20 protein-coding genes and 2 pseudogenes are annotated in these 25,443 nt (G+C 53.1%); 12 read left to right on the top strand and 10 right to left on the bottom strand.

The window, feature by feature from the left end; translation table 11 throughout:
• Window positions 1-289: 289 nt before the first annotated feature.
• Complete coding sequence (gene rhtA / locus QEN31_RS15300) at window positions 290-1,177, bottom strand: threonine/homoserine exporter RhtA (RefSeq protein WP_001119554.1); 888 nt, start codon at window positions 1,175-1,177, stop codon at window positions 290-292.
• Window positions 1,178-1,530: 353 nt separating this feature from the next.
• On the opposite strand from rhtA, the gene ompX reads away from it, so the two are divergent.
• Complete coding sequence (ompX, locus tag QEN31_RS15295; RefSeq protein ID WP_000716763.1) at window positions 1,531-2,046, top strand: outer membrane protein OmpX; 516 nt, start codon at window positions 1,531-1,533, stop codon at window positions 2,044-2,046.
• Between the two features lie 62 nt (window positions 2,047-2,108).
• Here the strand turns inward: ompX and QEN31_RS15290 are convergent, their stop codons facing one another.
• A complete protein-coding gene (locus QEN31_RS15290) occupies window positions 2,109-3,689 on the bottom strand; it encodes a phosphoethanolamine transferase (protein ID WP_001089329.1) in 1,581 nt (526 codons plus the stop codon).
• Window positions 3,690-3,953: 264 nt separating this feature from the next.
• Window positions 3,954-4,082 (bottom strand): manganase accumulation protein MntS, encoded by a 129-nt coding sequence (gene mntS / locus QEN31_RS15285; protein ID WP_001001755.1) that lies wholly within the window; start codon window positions 4,080-4,082, stop codon window positions 3,954-3,956.
• 185 nt (window positions 4,083-4,267) lie between these two features.
• On the opposite strand from mntS, the gene mntR reads away from it, so the two are divergent.
• Window positions 4,268-4,741 carry a manganese-binding transcriptional regulator MntR gene (gene mntR / locus QEN31_RS15280; protein WP_000533542.1) on the top strand — a complete coding sequence of 158 codons (474 nt, stop codon included), beginning with the start codon at window positions 4,268-4,270 and terminating at the stop codon, window positions 4,739-4,741.
• Window positions 4,738-5,850, top strand: coding sequence for an anion transporter (locus QEN31_RS15275; protein ID WP_000050087.1), 1,113 nt, complete (start codon window positions 4,738-4,740; stop codon window positions 5,848-5,850). Before mntR ends, QEN31_RS15275 begins: the two co-directional genes overlap by 4 nt.
• Before the next feature lie 43 nt (window positions 5,851-5,893).
• On the opposite strand, the gene ldtB is transcribed toward QEN31_RS15275, so the two are convergent.
• Window positions 5,894-6,814, bottom strand: a complete 921-nt coding sequence (ldtB, locus tag QEN31_RS15270; protein WP_001056404.1) for a L,D-transpeptidase — start codon at window positions 6,812-6,814, stop codon at window positions 5,894-5,896.
• 218 nt (window positions 6,815-7,032) lie between these two features.
• On the opposite strand from ldtB, the gene QEN31_RS15265 reads away from it, so the two are divergent.
• Both QEN31_RS15265 and QEN31_RS15260 read left to right on the top strand, forming a co-directional pair.
• The gene (locus QEN31_RS15265) at window positions 7,033-8,625 is read left to right on the top strand and encodes an ABC-F family ATPase (protein ID WP_000961479.1); all 1,593 of its coding nucleotides are present in this window, start codon (window positions 7,033-7,035) and stop codon (window positions 8,623-8,625) included.
• Window positions 8,626-9,233: 608 nt separating this feature from the next.
• Window positions 9,234-9,977 (top strand): DUF4261 domain-containing protein, encoded by a 744-nt coding sequence (locus tag QEN31_RS15260; RefSeq protein WP_024137505.1) that lies wholly within the window; start codon window positions 9,234-9,236, stop codon window positions 9,975-9,977.
• A 28-nt stretch (window positions 9,978-10,005) separates the two neighbouring features.
• On the opposite strand, the pseudogene QEN31_RS15255 reads toward QEN31_RS15260, so the two are convergent.
• Window positions 10,006-10,734 (bottom strand): annotated as a pseudogene (locus QEN31_RS15255) (Cof-type HAD-IIB family hydrolase); the annotation flags it as partial.
• Between QEN31_RS15255 and QEN31_RS25440 the strand changes: the two are divergent.
• Window positions 10,725-10,808: pseudogene (locus QEN31_RS25440) on the top strand (hypothetical protein); the annotation flags it as partial. The pseudogenes QEN31_RS15255 and QEN31_RS25440 overlap by 10 nt on opposite strands.
• 121 nt (window positions 10,809-10,929) lie before the next feature.
• Here the strand turns inward: QEN31_RS25440 and QEN31_RS15250 are convergent.
• Complete coding sequence (locus QEN31_RS15250; protein WP_000210961.1) at window positions 10,930-12,195, bottom strand: DUF1479 domain-containing protein; 1,266 nt, start codon at window positions 12,193-12,195, stop codon at window positions 10,930-10,932.
• Window positions 12,196-12,456: 261 nt separating this feature from the next.
• On the opposite strand from QEN31_RS15250, the gene QEN31_RS15245 reads away from it, so the two are divergent.
• Complete coding sequence (locus tag QEN31_RS15245) at window positions 12,457-13,266, top strand: Cof-type HAD-IIB family hydrolase (protein WP_000217910.1); 810 nt, start codon at window positions 12,457-12,459, stop codon at window positions 13,264-13,266.
• Between the two features lie 77 nt (window positions 13,267-13,343).
• Here the strand turns inward: QEN31_RS15245 and QEN31_RS15240 are convergent, their stop codons facing one another.
• The 4 genes from QEN31_RS15240 to moeA all read right to left on the bottom strand — a co-directional run bounded on the left by QEN31_RS15240 (window position 13,344) and on the right by moeA (window position 18,943).
• A complete protein-coding gene (locus tag QEN31_RS15240) occupies window positions 13,344-15,776 on the bottom strand; it encodes a glycyl radical protein (protein ID WP_064239891.1) in 2,433 nt (810 codons plus the stop codon).
• 5 nt (window positions 15,777-15,781) lie between these two features.
• Window positions 15,782-16,681: a glycyl-radical enzyme activating protein gene (locus QEN31_RS15235; RefSeq protein WP_052944356.1), complete on the bottom strand. Its 900-nt coding sequence runs from the start codon at window positions 16,679-16,681 to the stop codon at window positions 15,782-15,784.
• A 277-nt stretch (window positions 16,682-16,958) separates the two neighbouring features.
• The gene (gene moeB, locus QEN31_RS15230; RefSeq protein ID WP_000829280.1) at window positions 16,959-17,708 is read right to left on the bottom strand and encodes a molybdopterin-synthase adenylyltransferase MoeB; all 750 of its coding nucleotides are present in this window, start codon (window positions 17,706-17,708) and stop codon (window positions 16,959-16,961) included.
• Window positions 17,708-18,943: a molybdopterin molybdotransferase MoeA gene (moeA, locus tag QEN31_RS15225; protein ID WP_000395790.1), complete on the bottom strand. Its 1,236-nt coding sequence runs from the start codon at window positions 18,941-18,943 to the stop codon at window positions 17,708-17,710. Before moeA ends, moeB begins: the two co-directional genes overlap by 1 nt.
• 202 nt (window positions 18,944-19,145) lie before the next feature.
• Here moeA and iaaA point away from each other — a divergent pair, with 202 nt between their 5' ends.
• The 5 genes from iaaA to gsiD are packed head-to-tail and all read left to right on the top strand — an operon-like array spanning window position 19,146 to window position 25,435.
• Entirely contained in the window at window positions 19,146-20,087 is a 942-nt protein-coding gene (iaaA, locus tag QEN31_RS15220; protein WP_001030503.1) for a beta-aspartyl-peptidase, read from the top strand.
• 10 nt (window positions 20,088-20,097) lie between these two features.
• Window positions 20,098-21,969: a glutathione ABC transporter ATP-binding protein GsiA gene (gsiA, locus tag QEN31_RS15215; protein WP_001120598.1), complete on the top strand. Its 1,872-nt coding sequence runs from the start codon at window positions 20,098-20,100 to the stop codon at window positions 21,967-21,969.
• A gap of 32 nt (window positions 21,970-22,001) precedes the next feature.
• Complete coding sequence (gene gsiB, locus QEN31_RS15210) at window positions 22,002-23,540, top strand: glutathione ABC transporter substrate-binding protein GsiB (protein WP_000191434.1); 1,539 nt, start codon at window positions 22,002-22,004, stop codon at window positions 23,538-23,540.
• 60 nt (window positions 23,541-23,600) lie between these two features.
• Window positions 23,601-24,521 carry a glutathione ABC transporter permease GsiC gene (gsiC, locus tag QEN31_RS15205; protein ID WP_000936064.1) on the top strand — a complete coding sequence of 307 codons (921 nt, stop codon included), beginning with the start codon at window positions 23,601-23,603 and terminating at the stop codon, window positions 24,519-24,521.
• A gap of 2 nt (window positions 24,522-24,523) precedes the next feature.
• Window positions 24,524-25,435, top strand: a complete 912-nt coding sequence (gsiD, locus tag QEN31_RS15200; protein ID WP_001236024.1) for a glutathione ABC transporter permease GsiD — start codon at window positions 24,524-24,526, stop codon at window positions 25,433-25,435.
• Window positions 25,436-25,443 lie beyond the last annotated feature (8 nt).

Raw genomic sequence — 25,443 nt, 5'->3', positions numbered from 1 at the left:
TCTTGATGTTTGTGTCCCAGGTAATTAACGAAAATAAGTATAGCACCGGTTTTTAACTTTGCTTTTTTGAATTTACCTATCACTTTAATAGTACAGACAAGATTTAATATTTATTTTGATTAAAAATCAATTGGTTATACGAGTTTGCTGTTTGGTGGGTAATAATTCTCATTTTAATGTAAAAAATGAGAAAAATATGACAAAAAATGACGAAGTAATAGCGCAATAATAAAAGGTGAATAACGAGGTGATATTCTGCATGATTATGCACATCATGCAGAATAAGAAACTATTTTACGTCAACTTGTTTAATTTGCGGTTCGCGTCGAATCGTTAGGGTAGAACCCATTGAGGCGGCAATGATGGCGCACAGGGCCAGGATTTGTATGCCCGTAAGCGTTTCGCCCAGAAAAATCATCCCGGAAACGGCGGCCAGCGCGGGTTCCATGCTCATCAGCGTACCGAAGGTGCGGGTTGGCAGGCGCGTCAGCGCAATCATTTCCAGTGAATAAGGCAGCGCCGTAGAAAGCACAGCGACCGCTAACCCTAAGGGAAGAATCGACCAGTGCCATAGCGCGTCGCCAGCCTGAACTGCGCCAATCGGCACGAAAATGATGGCGGCAATCAGCGAGCCTACCGCCACCGTGGCCGGACCATGTTCCGCGCCTGCTCGCTGGCCGGTAAGAATATAGACAGCCCAACAGGCGCCAGCGCCGAGCGCCAACGCGGCCCCGGTAAGATCGACGTGAGACATATCTTGTCCTAATGGCAGCAGGAACCAGAGCCCAAGCACAGCCAGTACGACCCAAATAAAATCTACCGGCCGCCGGGATGAAAACAGCGCGACCGCCAGAGGACCAGTAAATTCCAGCGCGACCGCAATACCCAACGGCACCGTCTGAATCGACAGATAGAATAGATAGTTCATCCCGCCCAGCGACAGACCATAAAACAATAAAGGCAGCCGCTGCTCTTTGGCAAAACGCAAACGCCAGGGTTTGAAAAAGGCGATAAGGATAAGCGTTCCCAACGCCAGACGAAGCGCCGTTACGCCCGGCGCGCCGACAAGAGGAAATAACGATTTCGCCAGTGAAGCGCCACTCTGAATAGAGGACATGGCAATGAGCAAAACCAAAATGGGCAACCAGACTGGTAGTTTACGTGTTGACCCCGGCATCCTTTCTCCTGTCAAAAAATGTCAGTACGAGTAAAGGTGGCAGTGTAATGGAAATTCCCCGCGGCGGTTGAGGATTCGTTGAAAAAAAATTTCCAGGATTCCATAAAATGAACTTAAATTGATGGATAAATAGACTGTTAGTTTAGGAATAATCTGGATGAATGTATCGCGCCGCACGCGCATTATTGGTGCAATCAGCCGGAAAAGTGATGTTAATTGAATAAGATAGCGCGATATGGAAACGTTCTGTTACATGAAAGGCGCCCTTAGACACCGTGAATCGCAAAGAGTTTCCCATTAATTTTTGATATATTTAAAACTTAGGACTTACTTGAAGCACATTTGAGGTGGTTATGAAAAAAATTGCATGTCTTTCAGCACTGGCCGCTGTTCTGGCTTTTTCCGCAGGTACTGCAGTAGCTGCTACTTCTACCGTTACCGGTGGTTACGCTCAGAGCGACGCGCAGGGCGTAGCGAATAAAATGAGCGGTTTCAACCTGAAGTATCGTTACGAGCAGGACGACAACCCGCTGGGCGTAATCGGTTCCTTCACCTACACCGAAAAAGATCGTACTAACGGTGCGGGCGATTACAACAAAGGTCAGTACTACGGCATCACTGCCGGCCCGGCTTACCGTCTGAACGATTGGGCGAGCATCTACGGTGTAGTCGGTGTGGGTTACGGTAAATTCCAGACGACCGATTACCCAACCTACAAACATGACACCAGCGATTATGGCTTCTCCTATGGCGCTGGTCTGCAATTCAACCCGATGGAAAATGTTGCTCTGGACTTCTCTTACGAGCAGAGCCGTATTCGTAGCGTTGACGTTGGCACCTGGATTGCTGGCGTAGGTTACCGCTTCTAATCACGTCGGTGAAAATGAAAAATCCGCCTTTCGGGGCGGATTTTTTTTGCCTGAAACGTGCATTATTTTAGTGAAAAAATATCGCTGCCCAGATGGTTATAGTCCACTTTCTGTAATTTGAAATTGGTGATATAAACGGGCCCGGCTTTCTGTTCCGAAATAAATCGATAGCGATTTTTGATCTCTTTAGCGCTAATTCCTGTCCATTGCGAGAAAAAACTCAGGAAATCGTTCGCGGAACGGCGAGCTTTAATGATCCGATGCGCTTTACTGTCGCTGGATAGCACCATAAACGGCACCTGGAAGTTTTGCTGGAATTTGTCGTCATGCGCCAGGTACTGTACCGCTTTGCCGCGTTCTTTAAACGCCAGCCCGTGATCGGAGAAATAGACGAGCGAAAAACTGTCGCCGCTATGACGAAGCTGAGTATAGAGCTGACGGAGCAAATCGTCGGTTTGCGTCATGGTGTATAAATAACAAGACGTCTCTTTCGACTGGACAAACGTCGCGTATTTTCCCTGAGTACGGTCGCAGGCCTGGGGATGCGACCCCATTAAATGCAACACAATCAACTGCGGTTGCGTGCGTTCTGTCGCCAATACCTGCGCCGTCATGGTTAACAGCGCTTCGTCGCGAGTATTTTTATCCGCTTCAAAATCGCCGTTTTTCAGGAAATGCGCTTCATCGGCGCGTTTGGCGATACTGGCGATGGCCGTGTCGTATTCGCCGATTTGCCCCTGATTGGAAAACCACCATGTCTGAAAACCGGCGCGGTTAGCCAGCGTGACGAAATTATCCTGATACTGCGGTTTGTTATCCACCACGCGATTGAGCGTTAAACCGAGCGATTTTTGCGTTGAGCCGCTGGCGGCGATGTAATCCATAAAGAAGTCGCCATTCACATGGCTGGCGAAGGGGGTATTATCCCAGTGGCCGCCGAAAGCGCCCATGGCATCCCGTCGCGCGCTTTCACCAATCACCACGACATAGATGTGATATCTGGGTTTCACCGCAGTAACCGTCCAGCTATCTTTTATGCCGGATAGCTGCGCCATACGGTGCTGCTCTTCAATGACTTCGTTGTTATTGACGATAACGTCTTTGGCGAAGCGAAAAACCGGATAGCCGGTATCAATAACCTTAAAAACGCCGCCCCAGGCCAGATTTTGTACCGGCGCGACGAAAAATGCCGCGACGCTGATCAGCAGGCACAGGCTGTCGAGGCTATTCCAGCGCGGCCTGACCTCTTCTTTTCGGCGGCGAAGCGCAATAATACCCAGCGCAAAAATAAAAAGTCCGGTCAGGTAGCTATACCACGGGAAGATGGTCAGGATTTCGCTCGACTCTTCCATATTGGTGGAGTGCAGCGCCAGCAGCGTATTAAAGTTCGGCGCGCCGTAAGCCTGGCCAAAGGGAAAATAGCAAGCGGCTACCAGCGAACAGATGCCGAGCAGCGCTTTTTGTCCGCGGGGCAGGTAGCGCCAGAGCAACAGCAACAGGCAGGTAAACGCCGCGGTATAAAGCAGGCTAAAGGGGTAGCCGAGCGCGAGGTTAATCAGCAGCGACTGTAAAAAGTAGAGGCCCGCCCACGGGCTTACAGCCCGACGACGGGCGAGAAGTGAATCGATAAGGGTTGAATTCATATGCCACTATTGCAAAAACGCCATGTGCTAACCCTGGCGCGAAGGGTCATTACCTGCCTGATTATGCGTAAAAAAGGTATTGGGTTCGCAACGGCGAGTCGCAAAATATTCAGGGCTGCCAGAAGATAGAGCGTGCGGGTAAGAAGGTCAACCGCCGGAAAGAAAATGTTTTGCGAAGAGAATAGCAAAACCACAAAAAAACAGGGGAAATGGGCGCCATTTCCGTTGAGGATGCAAAATAAAGCGGCGTACCGCACCGCCGCGTTATTTCGTGGAAGGGTTATCCTGCTCCGGTTTGCCGTTGATCATATCGCACAACATAGAGAGCAGCATTAACCGGACTTTAAAGGGAGAGTGACTGAACACGCGTATACACCTCTTAAATTCGTTCATATAAACCTCCTGATGTTTCTATCCCATCGATCCGTGAGGGATGTCTGCATTACATACAGATATAGCACAGGCTATGTTTTATAGCTATTGCTAAAACGTTAATTTTTTGTGCCCGGACAACTCTGGTTTACAATGAGCGCTCTGTCAGCTGACGCGTTAACGCGTCACAGAAACGAGGAAGCAAAATGGGTCGTCGCGCAGGTACGCCAACAACAAAAAAAGTGACGCAATTGGTGAACGTAGAAGAACACGTTGAAGGATTTCGTCAGGTCAGAGAGGCGCATCGCCGTGAGTTGATAGACGACTACGTTGAGCTGATTTCCGATTTAATTATTGAGGTAGGGGAAGCGCGTCAGGTGGATATGGCGGCGCGGCTCGGCGTCTCCCAGCCGACTGTGGCCAAAATGCTTAAGCGCCTGGCATCGTTAGGATTTATTCAAATGATCCCCTGGCGCGGCGTTTTTCTGACGCCGGAAGGGGAGAAGCTGGCGCAGGAAAGCCGCGAGCGGCACCAAATTGTCGAAAATTTTTTACTGGTGTTAGGCGTAAGTCCGGAGATCGCGCGTCGTGATGCGGAAGGGATGGAACACCATGTCAGCCAGGAGACATTGGATGCCTTTTTGGCCTTCACGCAACAGCATGGAACATCTGCAGAATGAGTCTGGCCTTTTTACGGGCGCTGCGGCGTGACCGTTTTTTTCAGTTGTTGATCATTGTGGGGATGGCGTTAAGCCTGTTTGTTCCTTTTGCGCCCCGCGCCTGGCCTGGCGCGATTGACTGGCACACCATTATTACCCTCAGTGGGTTAATGTTGCTCACTAAAGGCGTTGAGCTGAGCGGCTATTTTGATGTGCTGGGACGCAAGATGACGCGCCGATTTCATACCGAGCGGCAACTGGCGATGTTCCTGGTGCTGGCTGCGGCGGCGCTGTCGACCTTTCTGACAAACGATGTCGCGCTGTTTATCGTTGTGCCGCTGACGATAACGTTAAAAAAACTGTGCGCGATTCCGGTCAACCGATTGATTATTTTTGAAGCGTTGGCGGTGAACGCCGGTTCGCTGCTGACGCCTATCGGTAATCCGCAAAATATTCTGTTGTGGGGACGCTCCGGCTTAACCTTTGCTGAATTTAGCGGGCAAATGGCGCCGCTTGCCGTCATGATGATGCTGACGTTACTGCTCCTGTGCTGGTTTTGTTTTCCGGGTAGGGCGTTACAGTATCATACCGGTACGCGTTCGCCGCAGTGGCAGCCCCGTCTGGTGTGGAGTTGCCTGGCATTATATGTCGTTTTTCTTACCGCGCTGGAGCTCAGGCAAGAGTTATGGGGACTGGTGTTGGTGGCGGCTGGGTTTATTGTGCTGGCGCGCAGGGTGATAGTCAGCGTGGACTGGACGCTGCTGCTGGTATTTATGGCGATGTTTATTGATGTCCATCTGCTAACGCAATTGCCGGCGTTGCAGGGCGTTTTCAACCAGGTTGGCGCACTGTCTCACCTGAGGCTTTGGCTAACCGCTATCGGCCTGTCGCAGGTTATCAGTAATGTGCCCAGTACCATTCTCCTGCTGAACTATGTACCAGCCTCGACGTTGCTGGCGTGGGCGGTGAATATCGGCGGGTTTGGTCTGCTGCCGGGGTCGCTGGCAAATCTTATTGCTTTACGGATGGCGAACGATCGCCGAATCTGGTGGCGATTTCATTTCTATTCGCTGCCGATGCTGGCATGGGCGGCGCTGGTGGGATATGGATTATTGCAACTGATGCCGTAAGAGAAGCCCGATAGTGTCTATCGGGCTTCGCAGGCAGAGTCTGTCAGTTCAGACGAACCGGCATCCCGGAACGATCCTGAACTGCCTGTTGTACGACGGTCTGATCAACGTCAGGCTCGTTGGTGACGGCCAGGATACTCTTATTAAGCGTGATCGGCACCGCTTCCTTACCTTCAAACTGCGCTTCCGTCGTTGACAGCGGGTTATGCACCTCAATGTAACGGCTACCGTCCGGCTCGGTGGTGGCTTTTACCGGTTCATCGATAAACTGCACGCGGGTACCGACCGGCACATTTTCAAACAGGAATTTGATATCGTCGTTGCGCAGACGTACGCAGCCGTGGCTCACGCGAAGCCCGATGCCGAAGTTGGCGTTGGTGCCGTGAATAGCATACAGGCGACCGATGTACAGCGCGTACAGGCCCATCGGGTTATCCGGGCCCGCAGGCACGACCGCAGGCAGCGGCTCGCCGGCGGCGCGATATTCAGCGTGCATTTTTGCCGTAGGCGTCCAGGTCGGACCGGCTTTTTTACGTTCAACTTTGGTCGTCCAGTTGATAGGCGTGTCTTTACCTAACTGACCGATCCCAATCGGCAGGACGATAACGGTGTTTGTGCCTTTCGGGTAGTAATAGAGGCGCATTTCCGCGCTATTGATGATAATGCCTTCGTGTACGGTATCCGGCAGGATCAGCTGCTGCGGAATATTCAGCACGGTACCGCCCTTCGGCAGGAAGGTATCCACGCCCGGGTTGGCTTCCAGCATGTTGGACAGCCCCATCTGATACTCCGCGGCAAAATACTCCAGCGGCTGGGTATTGCCCTCAGGAACGGTGATGACCTGATTTTGCCCAATTAAACGGCTACCATCGGTAGGCAGCGGGTAAGTGACTGCTGAGGCTGTTTTACAAAAACCAACTACAGCGAAAGCCGCCGCGAAAAGCGTTGTTAATTTCATATTCATGTTATGCGAGATTCTGTGCCAAGCAGGCTAGTAGGTTGAGAATTCTGTCATGTTGGGAGCGCATTATAGGTGCATTCCAGTAAACAGGGAATTCAGATGTGTACGAAATCACGTTTTTTTCCCTTACGGTTCAGTGTAGCCCTTTGTACAGGGCGCGATCTTATTTCAGACTTGTGGCATAATAAGCGGTTTGTCACATCTTTTTTCAGGATAAGCCTGTGTTAGTTTCCAGCAACGTTACCATGCAGTTCGGCAGTAAGCCGCTGTTCGAAAACATTTCCGTCAAATTTGGCGGCGGCAACCGTTACGGCCTGATCGGCGCCAACGGTAGCGGAAAGTCCACTTTTATGAAAATCCTCGGCGGCGACCTGGAGCCGACGCTGGGCAATGTTTCCCTCGATCCGAATGAGCGCATCGGTAAGCTGCGTCAGGACCAGTTCGCTTTTGAAACATTCACCGTACTTGATACTGTCATTATGGGGCATGGCGAACTGTGGGAGGTCAAGCAGGAGCGCGACCGTATCTACGCCTTGCCGGAAATGAGCGAAGAAGACGGCTATAAAGTCGCCGATCTGGAAGTAAAATACGGCGAGATGGACGGTTATTCCGCTGAGGCGCGCGCGGGCGAACTGCTGTTGGGGGTGGGCATCCCGCTGGAGCAGCATTACGGTCTGATGAGTGAAGTCGCGCCAGGCTGGAAATTACGTGTGCTGCTGGCGCAGGCGTTATTCTCTAATCCGGACATTCTGTTGCTCGACGAACCGACCAACAACCTGGATATTGATACTATCCGTTGGCTGGAGCAGGTGCTGAACGAGCGCGACAGCACGATGATCATCATTTCGCACGACCGTCACTTCCTGAACATGGTTTGTACGCATATGGCGGATCTGGATTACGGCGACTTGCGCGTCTATCCGGGTAACTATGATGAGTATATGACGGCGGCGACCCAGGCGCGTGAACGTCTGTTGGCCGATAATGCGAAGAAAAAAGCGCAAATTGCCGAGCTGCAATCTTTTGTTAGCCGTTTTAGCGCCAATGCCTCTAAATCGCGTCAGGCAACGTCGCGCGCGCGGCAGATTGATAAAATCAAGCTGGAAGAGGTGAAAGCCTCCAGCCGTCAGAACCCGTTCATCCGTTTTGAGCAGGATAAAAAACTGTTCCGTAACGCTCTGGAAGTGGAGGCGCTGACGAAAGGTTTTGATAACGGTCCGCTGTTTAAAAATGTCAATTTGCTGCTCGAAGTCGGGGAGAAGCTGGCGGTACTCGGCACCAATGGCGTGGGTAAATCTACGCTGCTGAAGACGCTGGTTGGCGATCTGGACGCCGATCACGGCACCGTTAAATGGTCGGAAAACGCGCGTATTGGTTACTACGCGCAGGACCACGAATATGAATTCGAAAATGACCTGACGGTGTTTGAATGGATGAGTCAGTGGAAGCAGGAAGGCGACGACGAGCAGGCAGTGCGCAGTATTCTGGGCCGCCTGTTATTTAGCCAGGATGATATCAAAAAGCCTGCGAAAGTCCTCTCCGGTGGCGAGAAGGGCCGTATGCTGTTCGGCAAACTGATGATGCAAAAGCCGAATATCCTGATCATGGACGAACCGACTAACCACCTGGATATGGAGTCGATCGAATCGCTGAATATGGCGCTGGAGCTGTATCAGGGCACGCTGATCTTTGTTTCGCACGACCGTGAGTTCGTCAGCTCGCTGGCAACCCGCGTCATTGAAATTACGCCGGAGCGCGTGGTGGACTTCAGCGGCAACTACGACGATTATTTGCGTAGTAAAGGGATCGAGTAAGTTATTGTCTGTAACCCCGATAGCGTCGGGGTTACAGAATGTTAACAAGGTAATTTTTATTTTTTCCGAATGCAATGTGAAAATTATATATACTCTTAGAGCCTATCCCATTAGGGCTATTTTACTTGCCATTTTGGACCTGGGCAGTGCTCGCCAAAACGCGTTAGCGTTTTGAACGCCGCTAGCGGCGGCCCGAAGGGCGAGCGTAGCGAGTCAAACCTCACGTACTACGTGTACGCTCCGGTTTTTGCGCGCTGTCCGTGTCCAAACTGGCTGCGCCAATAACGCCTGGTGGGATAGGCTCTTAATATTCTATTTTAAAATTAAATGAAAGAAGAGGATCTATCATAAAAATTGCGAATATATTTTGTGGTAAACATATTGTAATGTTATTTTCTTTATAAGAATTCAAGTGCTATTTTATATTCCTTTATTGTTCAACAAAAGGAATAAATATGAGCATTTTGGAACGCTTTTTTGGCCGTAAAGAAAAAAACTCATCTAATATACAAGGTGTTTTAGTAGCGAATGCTGAAATTGATAACCCACTAAGTTTAGTTGTTGTATTTGATACTCTCCCGGAAAATAATTCAAAAGAACTCACCCGCTTGTTGCGTAATTATCATTCCAGTATGAAACAGGCAACGTGTGAACTTGTCCCTGAACTGGATTTTTTTGGTTTAGCAGGATGGGGTAAGCATGTAATATCGATGGTTGGATTTAAAACGCCTTACCCTCAGGAATCAATCGAACAATGCGTCGCGCCAGCTCATTATCCCCAGGAAGTAAAAGAGCAAGTACGGGCAACCAGTGCAAATATTATTTTATATTATAAGGGGTATGATACTTCACCTTTAGAGCAATATGTTGCGTTGGCTGTGGTTGCAGGTGCATTAAGTAGCATGGGGGCTGTCGCTGTATTAAATGAATCGGCTCACACTTCATTACCTGCGGGGGTATTTAAGTCTCAGGAGTTGGGTAAGCATAGTCTGGAAATATTGCGTGAAGGTTTCCCGCTGACCTCTCTATTTTGTGGATTTGTGAAATATGAAGTTGAGGATATCGAAGGCGTATGGATGCGTACCTATGGTGCTGATTGCTTTGGGCTACCAGATTTCGCAGCACACGCACAAGGTCATCACGAAGGGCAAAAATATTCTGATATTTTCAATAATGTTCTGCGTTACCTGCTTGAAAGTGGAGCAGAAATGGCTGCCGGGCATACCATGCAAGTCGGTAAAACGACATTTATGAAACTGCGCGATCCCCTTGACGATGAATATTACTTACAGGGGCCTGGAACCACATTAGTGGTTGAACTGATTGAAGAAGATGAGTGTAATGCTCATTGAGAAATCGGGGCAATTGCCCCGACTCTCGTTAAAGTGTAAACGGCACTTTATTTTCCAGCACAGCCTGAATCACATTCAGTGCGCCTTCATGATTATTATTATCGGTAGCGTAACGGGCGATTTATTTAATGTTTTCTGCGGCATTGTCCATCGCAAAGGAATAACGCGCCATTTTAAGCATCTCTGCGTCATTGCCGCTGTCGCCAATGGCGACGACATTCTGTGGCGACAGATCCCAGCGTTTCAGTAACCGCGAAATACCGTTTGCTTTATGCAGGCCGGGAATAATCAGATCGATAAAGTCAAAACCACTTGTGGCGGGCTTCATAATGCCATCGAGCGTAACGTGTAGTTTGTCGATCACTAACGGGATTTGTTCATCCGGTAGGTTGAGTGAAAACTTGAACTGTACGTCATCAATCTCCTGATAATCTTTTACAGGTTTCAGGCGATGGTAGTGTTTTGCCATCAGGGTAACGAATGCTTCTGGCGCATTTTCGCTGACATATGCACTTTGCAGACCGCAGGCGACAAAATTAAGTTGCTTATCTTTCAGCAACTCGCCAATCACAATACGCGATTCATGCCGGGTCAGTTCGCCGTGGAACAGTTGCTTGCCATGTTCGTAAACCAGTGCGCCGTTTTCCGCGACAAAAGAGATCTCATCCTTTAGCTCAGGAAAGAACGAAATAAGCTGGTAATACTGATTACCGCTGGCGACAACGAACTCAATGCCGCGCTTTTTCAGTTCCTGAAATTACGCCGGAGCGCGTGGTGGACTTCAGCGGCAACTACGACGATTATTTGCGTAGTAAAGGGATTGAAAGCTAAACACTGACGCCCGGTGGCGCTGTGCTTACCGGGCCTACGTATCCTGGCGCGTAGGTTCGGTAAGACGGGTGCGCCCAGGCAAAGGGCACACCGCAGGTGAGCGGGAAGGGCGGTACGACCGTCAAACGTCCATACCTAATGCCCGCTTGCCGTGAATATTCAGATCGCGCAGCGTGAAACGCCCTTCCCAGGTGGTTTCATAGTCCTCGCGCGGGAAATCGCCCGGTGATGCGCCTGTCTCCAGCGCCGCTTTCACCTTACGCGCATAGGCCAGATTCTTCTCACACATTGGCGCGGCAGGAATGTACATCACATTGCCCCAGCCCTGCTGATTTTCGACGGGGGCGACGGAGTGGATGACATCGCAATGCCACCACACGGAATCCCCGGCTTCCAGCGGCGGAATGCTGGTTAACGCCGCCATCAGTAAAGGATGCCACTGTTCAGAAACCGGCAGCACCCTGCCCGGCGCGACGCCGCATAATTCATCTTCCGGGACATCATCCAGCAGCGGGCGCAGCAGAATATACGCCATCGCCTCCGGGATAGGGACGACATGAAGCAACCCCTGGCCGGGCAGCATATCGGAGAGCGCGGTCCAGCCCTGGAAGGTGCGAAATACCGAGCATTTGGTGGTATTATCCACCGTATACTCTTCAACTTCGGTACGGTGCGCCGCATTCCACGGATCGTACTGCTCGACGTTGCCGTTAAACACGCTGGCGAATACCTGCTGATAGGCTGGTAGCAGCCAGCGCTCCAGCGCGCCGGAGTCGGTATGCGCTCCCAGTCCTTTGGATGTGGTGCCCGGCGGGCGGCGACGGATGCGATCCGGGTAAATGATGCTGATATCCGGATTAAACCATCGCTTGCCGTCGCGCTCTACCTGCCATAGACGGTTGAGGAACGACTGCGCCAGCGCCATCTCTTCACTTTGGCGGGCCTGCATTTGCGCCTGCGACCAGTAGACAGGATAGATTTCAGGTCGGGAGGCGCTCAGCGTACCGAAAAAATTATCCCCCGGTCCTTTATACACCTCGTCAAAATGGTTCTTGTCCAGATAGTCGAGCATCGACTGGTCCCATGCCAGCGCCTGTTCGCGTGGAAAATGACCTTTAATCACCGCGCACCCGCGGCGCTTAACCTCGGCGCGGGTGGCATCGCTAATGTTGCCCATCGCCAGTTCGCTAAAAGGGATAATTGGCCATACCGGTTGTCCCTGCGCCTTCAGATCGTTAATTTCCGCCACCCGGGCTGCTATGGTGGCGCTCAAACGGTCGAACACCGCCTGTACGTCGCCGATTTGCGCGCGTAGCGCCTGCTTCATCTGACGAATGGCCGCTTTTGGGTCGGCGGGTAGCGTTTCGTGGGTAAAAGGAGTTGTCATATCAACCTCACCATCTTTCGTTCGAAAGTAAAATTAGTTACATCTGATACTTTAAGTTAAAATAAGGTTAATGCAAGTTTAAAATATTGCAGGAGCGCACAAAGAGGGAAGCGAGAGGAAAACGTAAGGTGGCCAGGACGCCTTAATGTCTTATGCGGCTATTCCTTTCGTTCAGCCACTTTTCATTCGAAATAAATTTGTGGTTCTGCTCACATTGTTATTAAAATGTTTCTGGTCGCAGTTACAGCCAGGAGCTTAAGTATGACCGTTAACGTTGTCGTTACAGATATGGACGGCACTTTTCTCGACGATGCCAAGCAGTACGATCGTGTACGCTTCATGGCGCAATACCAGGAACTGAAAAAACGTAATATCGAATTTGTGGTCGCCAGCGGTAATCAGTACTACCAGTTGATCTCCTTCTTCCCCGAGCTGAAAGACGAAATTTCCTTTGTCGCAGAAAATGGCGCGCTGGTGTATGAACATGGCAAGCAGTTGTTTCACGGGGAGCTAACCCGGCATGAATCGCGGATTGTGATTGGCGAACTGCTGAAGGATAAGCAGCTTAACTTCGTCGCCTGCGGTCTGAAAAGCGCTTATGTCAGCAAAAACGCTCCCGAGACTTTCGTGGCGCTGATGGCCAAACATTATCACCGCCTGCAGCCGGTAAACGATTATCACGACATTGACGATATCCTGTTTAAGTTCTCCCTGAATTTGCCCGATGAACAAATTCCGCTGGTTATCGACAAACTGCACGTATCTTTGGATGGCATCATGAAGCCCGTCACCAGTGGCTTCGGTTTTATCGACCTGATTATCCCGGGACTGCATAAAGCGAATGGCATCAGTCGTCTGTTAAAGCGCTGGAACAGGTCGCCACAGAATGTCGTCGCCATTGGCGACAGCGGTAATGATGCGGAAATGTTGAAAATGGCGCATTACTCTTTTGCCATGGGCAATGCCGCAGACAATATCAAAGCGCTTTCACGTTATCACACTGATGATAATAACCATCAAGGCGCGCTCAACGTCATTCAGGCCGTGCTTGACGGCACCGATCCCTTCTGATTAACAGGCCTGCGCAGGCCTGTTAAACGTAGCGCCATCAGGCAGTTCGGACATATTGCCGATGGCGCCTGGGCAAATTACAGCATATGTTCGGTACGGGCGATGATATCGTCCTGCGCATCCGGCGACAGCGCGGTGAAGAAGGCGGAGTAGCCTGCCACACGCACGACCAGATCGCGGTACTGGTCCGGATGTTTTTTCGCATCCAGCAGCGTTTCGCGTGACACGATGTTGTACTGGATATGCCAGCCTTTATGCACCTCAAAGAACGTCCGTAGCAGAACCATCAGTTTCTGTTTGTCGGATTCGTTTTCCAGCGTCGTTGGGTTCAGTTTCTGGTTGAGCAGCACGCCGCCGAGAATGGAACCGGTAGGTAATTTGCCTACGGAACCAATCACCGCCGTCGGGCCGAGATGATCCGTACCCGATGCAGGGCTTGCGCCTTCCGCCAGCGGTGTATGCGCTTTGCGACCATCCGGGGTAGCCATAGTCGCGGCGCCAAACGGCACGTTTGCTGAGATAGAGGACGTACCGGCGTAATAGTTGCCGCCGACAGGGCCACGACCGTAGCGCGGGTTATGATATTGCTTCAGCTCATCAATATAGGTCTGATAAGCGCGCGCCAGCAGGGTATCGACACTGTCATCGTCGTTACCGTACTTCGGCGCGCCGTTAATCAGACGCTGGCGCAGCTGCTCATGGGTCAGCCCGTCAAAGTCATCGGCCAGCGCGGCGGCAAGCTGCTGTTGACCGATAACGCCCTGTTCGAAGACCAGTTTTTTCACGGCGGCGAGGCTGTTGCCCAGGTTGGCGATACCGACCTGAAGACCGGATACCCAGTCATATTTAGCGCCGCCTTGCTTGATACTCTTCGCGCGTTCAATACAGTCGTCTACCAGCGCTGAGCACAGAATATCGTGGACGTTCTCTTCCAACATGGTGTCGACCACATACTCAATTTCGATCGATTTGCGCGTGTAGTAGCGAATTTGGGTATCCCAGGCGGCCATCACTTCGTCAAAATTGTTAAAGTTGCCTGCGGAGAGCGCCTTTTCCTGCGGCAGAAATACCTTGCCGCTGGTGGCGTCGCGACCGCCTTCCAGCGCCGCCAGCATGACGCGGGCGAAGTTAATAAAGCTCATGCCGGTGCAGCGATAACCCCATTTCCCGCCGACGGCGGTTTCGATACAGCCGATCGCCGCGTAATCGTAAGCGTCCTGTGGTTCGATCCCCAACTTGATAAATTCCGGGATGACGATTTCATCATTGTTAAACGCCGGCATCCCAAAGCCGCAGCGGATGACCTGGACGCAGGCGTCAAGGAAATCGTTACTCATTCCGGCGTGATAACGCACACTGAGGTTGGGCTGGGTAGAACGCAAACGTCCGCAGGACTCCAGAATGGCGTAAGACAGCGGATTCACTGCGTCCACTGGCTGACCGTTGATGAGATTCTGACCGCCAATGGTGACGTTTTGATACAGCGGGCTGCCCGCGGAAGCTTTAGAGTGCGAACCGGAGCGGATCTTGTTTACTTCCAGCAGTTTCAGCCAGCAGCTGTGCAGCAGTTCAATGGCGTGCTCAAGATCCAGCGTCTGGTTTAGTTCGACATCGCGACGATAATAGGGGTAAAGATACTGGTCCATACGACCAAATGACACCGAGTGACCGTTAGACTCAATTTGTAGAATCAGTTGGATGAAGTAGCACAATTGCAGTGCTTGCCAGAAGGTCTGCGGCGGTTGGTGGGCGATCACCTCGCAGTTTTCGGCGATGGTAAGTAGCTCTTTACGACGGCTTTCACGGGACTCTTCGCCCGCCATCTGGCGCGCCAGCGCGGCAAAGCGCGTGATGTGCTGGCTTACCGCGTCCAGCACAATATCAATCGCCTTCAGGAACTGCTCGCCATGCAGATCTTCCAGCACGGTCAGGTTGATGCGTGAGCGGCGCTCGGCGACTTTATCGCGCAGGCCATCAAGCCCTTTTTCCAGCAGCAGCGGGAAGTTCACCGCCAGGTGCGCATCGCCGGAAGTCATATTGCCTTCGGCTTTGATAATGCCAGTCGCCAGAAGCCCTTTTTGTTCATCGGTAAACATGCCGTAGCAGCGATCCTGGACGGTTTGACCGCGCCACCATGGACAGACGTCGTGCAGAATACGTTTGTTTTCTTCACTTACGGAAAAACCTGCGCCGGGCCGGTCTGCCAGGTCGTCGATCTCTTTTTCAATCCACGAGACGGTATATTCCGGGAAAATCGGCGCGGCGCGGACTTCACTTGCCTGGTTGCCGACGATCAGTTCATCGTGTTTTATCCAGATAGTGCGTTCCGCCAGGTGATGGGCCAGCGCCAGCGCGCGGCGTACCGGAATCGGTTTATCCAGATGCTGCTGATACATTTCGGTATAATGCTGCGCGCGTTCGGTACAGACCGGCGGTTTCACGATATGTACCAGCGCGGTTTTGTGCGCCTTAATGCGGTCACTGAGCGTGTCCAGTTTCAGTTGGGTCATGATAATTATCCTCGTAGGGTCGCGGTTAAACCTTTTTGGCAGGCGTACTTCTGGGCAAAATCAAGTAACGCCGGCGCATCCAGTGGTTTATCCGGGGCATGATAGGGCTGACTGAGTAAGTGGTATTTATTAATGCCCAGCGTGTGGTAGGGCAGAAAATGAATTTCCCCGACGTGCAGTTCGTCGGCGGCAAAGTCGGTAATGGCTTTAATGGCCTCCTCATCGGCATTAAATCCCTGAATCAGCGGGACGCGAATCACCATTTTTTTGCCCGCGGCGGCGAGTTTCCTGAGATTTTCCAACACCCGCGAGGCGCTGCCATCGGTCCACCGCTTAAACGGCCCGTCGGCGACATGCTTCAAATCAGCCAGAAACAGATCGATATAAGGCAGTGAGGGCGCAATGTATTTCCATGGAACATGCAGACAGGTCTCAACCGCTGTATGAATACCGGCGTCATGGCTGGCTTTAAACAGCTCTGCCGCCAGCTCCGGCTGCATAAACGGTTCGCCGCCGGAAAGTGTAAGACCGCCGCCGCTGCGATCGTAAAAAGGTTTATCGCGCAGTACCGTCGCCATGATCTCATCCACGCTTTTTATTTCGCCGCACACGGTTAACGCCTGTGTGGGGCAGCAATGCGCCAGGATGGAAAAATGGGCGTCGGTCAGTTTCTCGCGATGGATGAGCAGGCCGTTTAGCGCGCGCTCAATGACGTCCGGCGCGGCTTGCGCGCACAGGTCGCATCCTTCGAGACACAGCCGCGCGTCGTATAACAGATCCTGAGCGCGGGCGCGGCTTTCCGGGTTCTGGCACCAGCGACAGCCCAACGAACAGCCTTTGAGAAATACTACGGTACGGATACCGGGGCCATCGTGGGTAGAATAGCGCTGAATATTGAAGATCATAAACGGCCTCTCTTATTTCATATAAAGATTAAATTACTTTCGAATGAAAGTTATCTTGATGTGCGTCAACGAATGGAGAGGTTCTGACAAAGAGGCGTTAAATGAGGTACAACATCACGGTTTGAGGCTGTGATATGGCGTTTAAGATGATGCCGCGCTGCTTGAGCCGATCGTCAGTCGGAGCTTGGGTAAGCTGGCTTTTCGTCTGATGGCAGTAATTATCTGTTGATACAGCACGGCCATAAACCGTGCTTTGGTATGTTTATCCGTAAAGTGGCTACTGTCCGCAGACTTCACAGCCGGGGTTGCGCATTAACTTCATTTCGCGGAACTGACAGGTCATCGCATCGTACATGACGATTTTTCCGCTAGCGGGCTGACCGTAATGCGCCAGCAGCTTAATGGCCTCCATTGCCTGTAGCGAACCGATCACGCCAATCAGCGGCGCCATCACCCCTGCCTCTACGCAGGTCAGAGCGTTTTCGCCAAACAGACGGCTCAGGCAGCGGTAACAGGGTTCGTTTTCCCGATACGTAAAGACGGTAACTTGTCCTTCCATACGAATGGCCGCGCCGGAGATTAGCGGCACTTTCGCGGTATAGCACCCGGCGTTAAGTTGATTACGTACGCTAACGTTATCGGTACAGTCCAGCACCAGCGAATGCCCGGCAATCAGGCTGGTCATAGCGTCGTCGTCCAGCCGCGCGTTAACGGGCGTAATGGTAATATGTGGGTTGATACGCGCCAGCGCGTCGCGGGCGGACTCTACCTTCGGCTGCCCGACCGTGGCGTCGCTGTGCAAGGTTTGACGCTGGAGATTGGAAACGGAAACGGTATCAAAATCGAGTAGCGTCAGTTGCCCGACGCCAGCGCCAGCCAGATACTGCGTTGCCGCGCAGCCGAGCCCGCCCAGCCCGACCACTAATACCCGCGCATCTTTTAACGCTTCCTGCCCTTCAAAATCGAAGCCGCGCAGAATAATTTGTCGGTTATAGCGCAGCATCTCCTGGTCGCTAAGTTCCGCCATTACAGGCCTCCGAACAGAGCATTAAACGGCTCGACTTCCACCCATTCTCCCGGCTCAACATTGCCGCGTTCACGCTCCAGCACAATAAAGCAGTTGCCCAGACTAAACGAGCTGAAAATATGTGAACCCTGGTGTCCGGTGGTCGTGACCTCCAGTTCGCCGTTGGCGCTACGTTGCAGAATGCCGCGCTGGAAATCGAGACGCCCCGGCGTTTTCTTCAGGCGAGATGCTGTGCGTACACGCTGGCGCGGCGGCACTGCGCTTGCCGTGTTGCCGCCAAGCTTCGCCAGTAAGGGCTGAACCAGTTGATAAAACGTGAGCGCCGCAGAGACTGGATTCCCCGGCAGGCCACAGAACCAGCTATTACTGAGCTTGCCGAAGGCAAACGGTTTGCCTGGCTTGATAGCCAGCTTCCAGAAGGCGATTTCGCCCAGCTCCTCAAGGATGGTTTTGGTATAGTCCGCTTCACCAACCGAGACGCCGCCGGAGCTTATCACTACATCGGCCTGGCTGTCGGCGTCGATAAACGCGGCGCGAAGCTTACCGGGATCGTCAGGAATAATGCCTAAATTGATCACTTCGCAGCCAAGCTGTTGCAGCATCAAATGTATAGTTAGACGGTTAGTGTCATAAATTTGTCCCGCCTCCAGCGGCTGGCCCGGAAGCTGGAGCTCGTCGCCGGTCGAGAACAGCGCTACGCGCACTTTACGTACAACCTGCGCATCGGCAATTCCCAGCGACGCCAGCACTGGCAGTTCGGCAGTAGTCAGGCGCGTACCGGCCGGAAAGACCACCGCATCCTGGCGAATATCCTCGCCGCGGCGGCGGATGTTTTGTCCGCAACGAACATCGGCGGTAAAACGCACGCCGTCATCGGTTTGTTCCGTCTGCTCTTGCATGACTACCGCCTCGCAACCTGCCGGTACCGGGGCGCCGGTCATAATGCGAATGCAGGTTCCCGCAGGCCACTCTCCCTGGTAGGGCTGACCGGCAAATGCTTTGCCGGCGACGGGCAGCGGCTTATCGGCGGACAAATCCGCCACACGTACCGCATAACCATCCATAGCTGAATTATCAAAGCCGGGGACATCAAGGGGAGATACGATATCGGTCGCCAGGATGCGGCCAAAGCAGTTCACCAGCGGCAACGTTTCTACGGCGGTGAGAGGGGTAATACGTGAAAGCATCTGGGTCAGCGCCGTTTCAAGCGGCATCAATCCGGCGGAAAATTCCATGAACATACTCCTGCGAGGCAAAATCGAATCCGGCTATTATGTCAGAAAACAGTGGCGGGCAGTATGCTACCTCGGTCTTAGAGACGGCCTTGCGCCTTTACATACCTTACGCATCTTTCTATATTCAAAAATCGAATGAATAACTCACAACAATTCTGATAGTTATAGTAAAAGTTGTGTGCCACCGTAATGGACCCTAAAAATGAATAAAGCAGTGATTGCGATTCACGGCGGCGCAGGCGCGATTGCTCGCGCGCAAATGAGCCATGAGCAGGAGCTACGCTATATCCAGGCGTTGTCAGAGATTGTTGAAAGCGGGCAAAAGATGCTGGAAGCGGGTGACAGCGCGCTTGATGTAGTGACGGAAGCGGTGCGCCTGCTGGAAGCGTGTCCGCTCTTCAATGCGGGTATCGGCGCGGTCTATACCCGAGACGGGACTCATGAACTGGATGCCTGCGTGATGGACGGCAATACCCTGAAAGCCGGAGCCGTCGCGGGCGTGAGTCATGTTCGCCATCCTGTGCTCGCTGCCAGGCTGGTGATGGAGCGCAGCCCGCATGTACTCATGGTGGGGGAAGGGGCGGAAAACTTTGCCTTTTCACAGGGGATGGCGCGCGTTTCGCCGGATATCTTTTCCACCCCGGCGCGTTACGAGCAATTGCTGGCGGCGCGTGCGGCGGGTGAAATGGCGCTCGATCACAGCGGCGCGCCGCTGGACGAAACGAAAAAAATGGGTACAGTCGGCGCGGTGGCGCGGGATAAATTCGGCAATCTGGCGGCGGCAACGTCTACCGGCGGGATGACCAATAAATTGCCCGGGCGCGTCGGCGACAGCCCGCTGGTCGGCGCCGGGTGTTATGCCAACAACGCCAGCGTCGCCGTTTCCTGTACCGGAACGGGAGAGGTCTTTATTCGCACGCTCGCGGCTTACGATATCGCCGCATTGATGGAATATGGCGGACTCAGCCTTGCCGACGCCTGTGAGCGCGTGGTGATGGAAAAATTACCGGCGCTGGGCGGCAGCGGTGGATTAATCGCCGTTGATCACGAAGGTAATGTCGCGTTGCCGTTTAACAGCGAAGGGATGTATCGCGCCTGGGGATATGCCGGGGATACGCCGACCACAGGAATTTACCGGGAATAAGGAGCCGCAGGTGCCGCACAGCGATGAACTGGATAGCCGCGATGTTCTGTCCGTCAGTGGCCTGAATATCGCGTTTCACCACGAAGGGCAACAGGTAGACGCCGTGCGTAATGTGTCATTACGCCTGAAGCGTGGAGAGACTCTGGCGATTGTCGGCGAGTCGGGATCGGGAAAATCGGTGACGGCGCTGGCGTTAATGCGGCTGATTGAGCAGTCGGGCGCGAACGTGCGCTGCGGCGAAATGCTGTTGCGTCGGCGTAATCGTCAGGTGATTGAGCTGTCTGAGCAGAGTGACGCGCAGATGCGGCGTGTGCGCGGCGCGGATATCGCCATGATTTTCCAGGAGCCAATGACCTCGCTCAACCCGGTATTTACCGTTGGCGAGCAAATTGCCGAATCTATTCGTTTGCATCAGGGGGCCAGCCACGAAGAGGCGCTGGCGGAAGCGAAACGTATGCTCGATCAGGTACGGATCCCGGAGTCGCAGGCGATTTTATCGCGTTATCCGCATCAGCTTTCCGGCGGGATGCGCCAGCGAGTCATGATCGCGATGGCGCTATCCTGCCGTCCGGCGGTATTGATTGCCGATGAACCCACCACGGCGCTGGATGTCACTATCCAGGCGCAAATTCTGCAACTTATCAAAGTGTTGCAGCAAGAGATGTCGATGGGCGTGATTTTTATCACCCACGACATGGGCGTCGTGGCGGATATCGCCGATCGCGTGCTGGTGATGTATCAGGGCGAGGCCGTGGAAACCGGCAGCGTAGAGCAGATTTTCCATGCGCCGACGCATCCTTATACCCAAACGTTACTGGCCGCCGTCCCTCAGCTTGGCGCGATGCGAGGCCACTCGCTGCCACGCCGTTTCCCGTTGATTTCCGCTGACGAACCGGCCCTTTATGAATCGCAGATTGAGCAAGACACGGTGGTGGAAGGCGAACCTATTCTCCAGGTTCGGGGGCTGGTGACGCGATTCCCGCTGCGTAGCGGTCTCTTTAACCGCGTTACGCGTGAAGTTCATGCCGTTGAGAATATCAGTTTCGATCTCTGGCCCGGCGAAACGTTATCGCTGGTGGGCGAGTCCGGTAGCGGAAAATCGACGACCGGACGCGCGCTGCTGCGGTTGGTTGAATCCCGGCAGGGGGAGATTATCTTTAACGGCCAGCGCATTGACACGCTGTCTGCGGGTAAACTCCAGCCGTTGCGCCGCGATATTCAGTGTATTTTCCAGGACCCTTACGCCTCGCTCGACCCGCGCCAGACCGTGGGGTATTCCATTATGGAACCTTTACGGATTCATGGCCTGGGGCAGGGGGACGCTGCGGCAAAGCGCGTGGCCTGGTTGCTTGAGCGTGTCGGATTACGTCCTGAACATGCCTGGCGTTATCCGCACGAGTTTTCCGGCGGTCAACGTCAGCGCATCTGCATAGCTCGCGCGCTGGCATTGAATCCTAAAGTGATTATTGCCGATGAGGCGGTCTCCGCGCTGGATGTTTCCGTTCGCGGGCAGATCATTAATTTACTGCTCGATTTACAACGGGAAATGGGGATCGCCTACCTGTTTATTTCGCATGATATGGCGGTCGTGGAGCGAATTAGCCATCGCGTGGCGGTGATGTATCTTGGTCAAATTGTTGAGATGGGGCCGCGGCGCGCCGTTTTTGAAAATCCGCAGCATCCTTATACGCGTAAATTGATGGCGGCGGTGCCGGTTGCCGATCCCTCCAGACACCGGCCGCGGCGCGTTCTGCTATCAGATGATATACCCAGCAATATTCATAAACGTGGCGAAGAGACGCCCGCCGTTTCATTACAGTTGGTCGGGCCGGGACATTATGTTGCGCGGCCGCTGCAGGATAATGCGCTCTCGCGCTTATAACATTCAGACAGGCAGGGTTTCAGGAGAACAACATGACGCAATTTATTACGCATAAATGGCTGGCGGCGCTGGGACTGGCCTCATCCATTGCGGCTTTTCCGGCCCTGGCGGCCAAAGATGTGGTGGTGGCGGTAGGGTCTAATTTCACCACGCTCGATCCGTATGACGCCAACGATACACTCTCGCAGGCGGTGGCGAAGTCATTTTATCAGGGGCTGTTTGGCCTGGATAAAGACATGAAGGTAAAAAACGTCCTGGCGGAAGGCTATACCGTTTCTGATGACGGTCTGACCTACACCATTACCCTACGGCAGGGGGTGAAATTTCAGGACGGCGCGGATTTTAATGCGGCGGCGGTAAAAGCGAATCTCGATCGCGCCAGCAATCCGGATAACCACCTCAAGCGTTATAACCTGTATAAAAATATCGCAAAAACGGAGGTTGTCGATCCGGCAACGGTAAAAATTACCCTGAAACAGCCGTTCTCCGCTTTCATTAATATTCTGGCGCACCCGGCGACGGCGATGATCTCGCCGCAAGCGCTGGAAAAATATGGCAAGGATATTGGTTTTCATCCGGTCGGTACCGGTCCATACCAGCTTGAAACCTGGAATCAGACCGACTTTGTCAAAGTGAAAAAGTTCGCCGGTTACTGGCAGCAGGGCTTACCCAAGCTGGATTCTATTACCTGGCGTCCGGTTACTGACAACAATACCCGCGCGGCGATGCTGCAAACCGGCGAAGCGCAATTTGCTTTTCCTATCCCTTATGAGCAGGCCGCGTTACTGGCGAAAAATAAAAACCTCGAACTGGTCGCCAGCCCGTCCATTATGCAGCGTTATATCAGTATGAATGTGACGCAGAAGCCGTTTGATAATCCTAAGGTGCGTGAGGCGTTGAATTACGCTATCAATCGTCAGGCGCTGGTTAAAGTGGCGTTTGCCGGATACGCCACGCCGGCGACGGGCGTGGTGCCGCCGTCGATAGCCTATGCGCAAAGCTATCAGCCGTGGCCCTATGATCCGGCTAAAGCGCGCGAACTGTTGAAAGAGGCGGGGTATCCAGACGGTTTCAGTACCACGCTGTGGTCATCGCACAACCATAGCACCGCGCAAAAAGTGTTGCAGTTTACCCAACAGCAACTGGCGCAGATTGGCGTTAAAGCCCGGATAACCGCGATGGACGCCGGCCAGCGCGCCGCGGAAGTCGAGGGCAAAGGGCAAAAAGAGAGCGGCGTGCGAATGTTCTATACAGGCTGGTCGGCGTCGACGGGCGAAGCTGACTGGGCGTTATCGCCGCTCTTCGCATCACAAAACTGGCCGCCGACGCAGTTTAATACCGCTTTTTACAGCAACAAGCAGGTCGACAGCGATTTGGCGGCGGCCTTAAAGACCAACGATCCGCAGGAGAAAACACGATTGTACAAAGAGGCGCAGGATATTATCTGGAAAGAGTCGCCCTGGATACCGTTGGTGGTGGAGAAATTGGTTTCTGCGCACAGTAAAAATTTGACCGGTTTCTGGATTATGCCGGATACCGGTTTCAGCTTTGACGATGCGGATTTGAAGTAAGTAATGCGATGGGGCTGGATGGCGCGCGCGTTGTCCGCCATCCGGTAAAAGGTTCGTGTGATGCTTAACTATGTTCTCAAGCGCCTGCTGGGATTAATTCCTACGCTGTTGATTGTGGCAGTGCTGGTGTTTTTATTTGTTCATTTGTTGCCCGGCGACCCGGCGCGGCTGATAGCCGGACCGGAAGCCGACGCGCAGGTGATCGCGCTGGTTCGTCAGCAGCTGGGGCTTGATCAGCCGCTTCATGTCCAGTTTTGGCATTACATCACCCATGTTTTACAAGGCGATTTCGGGACGTCAATGGTTTCCCGCCGCCCGGTTTCTGAGGAGATCGCCAGCCGCTTTTTGCCGACGCTGTGGCTGACGATAACCAGTATGATATGGGCGGTGCTGTTTGGCATGGCGATCGGCATCGCCGCCGCCGTGTGGCGTAATCGCTGGCCTGACCGGTTAGGAATGACGCTTGCCGTGACCGGCATTTCTTTTCCGGCTTTTGCGCTGGGAATGTTGTTAATGCAGATTTTTTCCGTGGATCTGGGCTGGCTACCGACCGTGGGGGCGGATAGCTGGCAACATTATATTTTACCCTCCCTGACGCTTGGCGCGGCGGTGGCATCCGTCATGGCGCGTTTTACGCGCTCCTCGTTTGTCGATGTCCTGAGCGAGGATTACATGAGGACCGCGCGGGCGAAAGGCGTCAGTGAAACGTGGGTGGTGTTAAAACATGGCCTGCGCAATGCAATGATCCCGGTCGTCACCATGATGGGACTGCAATTTGGCTTTTTGCTTGGCGGCTCGATCGTCGTTGAAAAAGTGTTTAACTGGCCGGGGCTTGGGCGATTACTGGTCGACTCCGTCGACATGCGCGACTACCCCGTGATTCAGGCAGAAGTGCTGCTGTTTTCTCTGGAATTTATTCTTATCAACTTAGTGGTGGATGTTCTCTATGCCGCCATTAATCCGGCTATCAGGTATAAGTAAGGATGCGATTATTTAACTGGCGCCGTCAGGCGATTTTACATGCTATGCCGGTGGTAAAACCCGACCAGATACGCACGCCGTGGCGGGAGTTCTGGCGTCGTTTTCGCCGCCAGCATGTCGCGTTGGTCGCCGGGGGATTCGTACTGGCGTTAATTCTGGTGGCGATTTTTGCCCGTTGGCTGACGCCCTACGATGCGGAAAACTATTTTGACTACGATAGCCTGAACAATGGCCCCTCTTTGCAGCACTGGTTTGGCGTTGACTCGCTGGGAAGAGACATCTTTAGCCGGGTTCTCGTTGGGGCGCAGATCTCACTGGCGGCGGGCGTGTTCGCGGTATTTATCGGCGCGATAATCGGTACGGTGTTGGGATTGCTGGCGGGATATTATGAAGGCTGGTGGGATCGTTTTATTATGCGCATTTGCGATGTGCTGTTCGCCTTCCCCGGCATTTTGCTGGCGATTGCCGTTGTGGCGGTGTTAGGCAGCGGTATTGCTAATGTGATCGTTGCGGTGGCGATTTTCTCTATTCCGGCGTTTGCTCGTCTGGTGCGCGGAAATACCCTGGTCTTAAAACAGCAGACGTTTATTGAGTCTGCCCGCAGTATCGGCGCCAGCGACACGACGATTTTGTTTAGCCATATATTGCCGGGAACGGTCTCGTCAATTGTGGTTTTCTTTACGATGCGTATCGGTACGTCAATTATTTCCGCGGCAAGCCTGTCATTTCTCGGATTAGGCGCGCAGCCGCCAACGCCGGAGTGGGGAGCGATGCTCAATGAAGCGCGGGCGGATATGGTCATCGCGCCGCACGTAGCGCTCTTCCCGGCGGTGGCGATTTTCCTGACTGTGCTGGCGTTTAACCTGTTAGGCGACGGGTTGCGCGATGCGCTGGACCCGAAGATTAAGGGGTAAGCCAGCCC

Origin of the sequence: Salmonella sp. SA15303 (genome assembly GCF_029962125.1) — a bacterium.
Classification (GTDB): domain Bacteria; phylum Pseudomonadota; class Gammaproteobacteria; order Enterobacterales; family Enterobacteriaceae; genus Salmonella; species Salmonella enterica.
This window is presented reverse-complemented; position numbering and strand designations above follow the sequence as displayed.

Excerpts from the sequence above, each read along its gene's own strand:
- QEN31_RS15275 (WP_000050087.1), top strand. The coding sequence starts at position 4,738 with ATGAGTCTGGCCTTTTTACGGGCGCTGCGGCGTGACCGTTTTTTTCAG.
- rhtA (WP_001119554.1), bottom strand. The coding sequence starts at position 1,177 with ATGCCGGGGTCAACACGTAAACTACCAGTCTGGTTGCCCATTTTGGTT.
- QEN31_RS15290 (WP_001089329.1), bottom strand. The coding sequence starts at position 3,689 with ATGAATTCAACCCTTATCGATTCACTTCTCGCCCGTCGTCGGGCTGTA.
- moeA (WP_000395790.1), bottom strand. The coding sequence starts at position 18,943 with ATGGAATTTTCCGCCGGATTGATGCCGCTTGAAACGGCGCTGACCCAG.
- moeB (WP_000829280.1), bottom strand. The coding sequence starts at position 17,708 with ATGGCGGAACTTAGCGACCAGGAGATGCTGCGCTATAACCGACAAATT.
- ompX (WP_000716763.1), top strand. The coding sequence starts at position 1,531 with ATGAAAAAAATTGCATGTCTTTCAGCACTGGCCGCTGTTCTGGCTTTT.
- gsiD (WP_001236024.1), top strand. The coding sequence starts at position 24,524 with ATGCGATTATTTAACTGGCGCCGTCAGGCGATTTTACATGCTATGCCG.
- QEN31_RS15245 (WP_000217910.1), top strand. The coding sequence starts at position 12,457 with ATGACCGTTAACGTTGTCGTTACAGATATGGACGGCACTTTTCTCGAC.
- QEN31_RS15240 (WP_064239891.1), bottom strand. The coding sequence starts at position 15,776 with ATGACCCAACTGAAACTGGACACGCTCAGTGACCGCATTAAGGCGCAC.
- ldtB (WP_001056404.1), bottom strand. The coding sequence starts at position 6,814 with ATGAATATGAAATTAACAACGCTTTTCGCGGCGGCTTTCGCTGTAGTT.
- mntS (WP_001001755.1), bottom strand. The coding sequence starts at position 4,082 with ATGAACGAATTTAAGAGGTGTATACGCGTGTTCAGTCACTCTCCCTTT.
- QEN31_RS15250 (WP_000210961.1), bottom strand. The coding sequence starts at position 12,195 with ATGACAACTCCTTTTACCCACGAAACGCTACCCGCCGACCCAAAAGCG.
- gsiC (WP_000936064.1), top strand. The coding sequence starts at position 23,601 with ATGCTTAACTATGTTCTCAAGCGCCTGCTGGGATTAATTCCTACGCTG.
- mntR (WP_000533542.1), top strand. The coding sequence starts at position 4,268 with ATGGGTCGTCGCGCAGGTACGCCAACAACAAAAAAAGTGACGCAATTG.
- iaaA (WP_001030503.1), top strand. The coding sequence starts at position 19,146 with ATGAATAAAGCAGTGATTGCGATTCACGGCGGCGCAGGCGCGATTGCT.
- gsiB (WP_000191434.1), top strand. The coding sequence starts at position 22,002 with ATGACGCAATTTATTACGCATAAATGGCTGGCGGCGCTGGGACTGGCC.
- QEN31_RS15235 (WP_052944356.1), bottom strand. The coding sequence starts at position 16,681 with ATGATCTTCAATATTCAGCGCTATTCTACCCACGATGGCCCCGGTATC.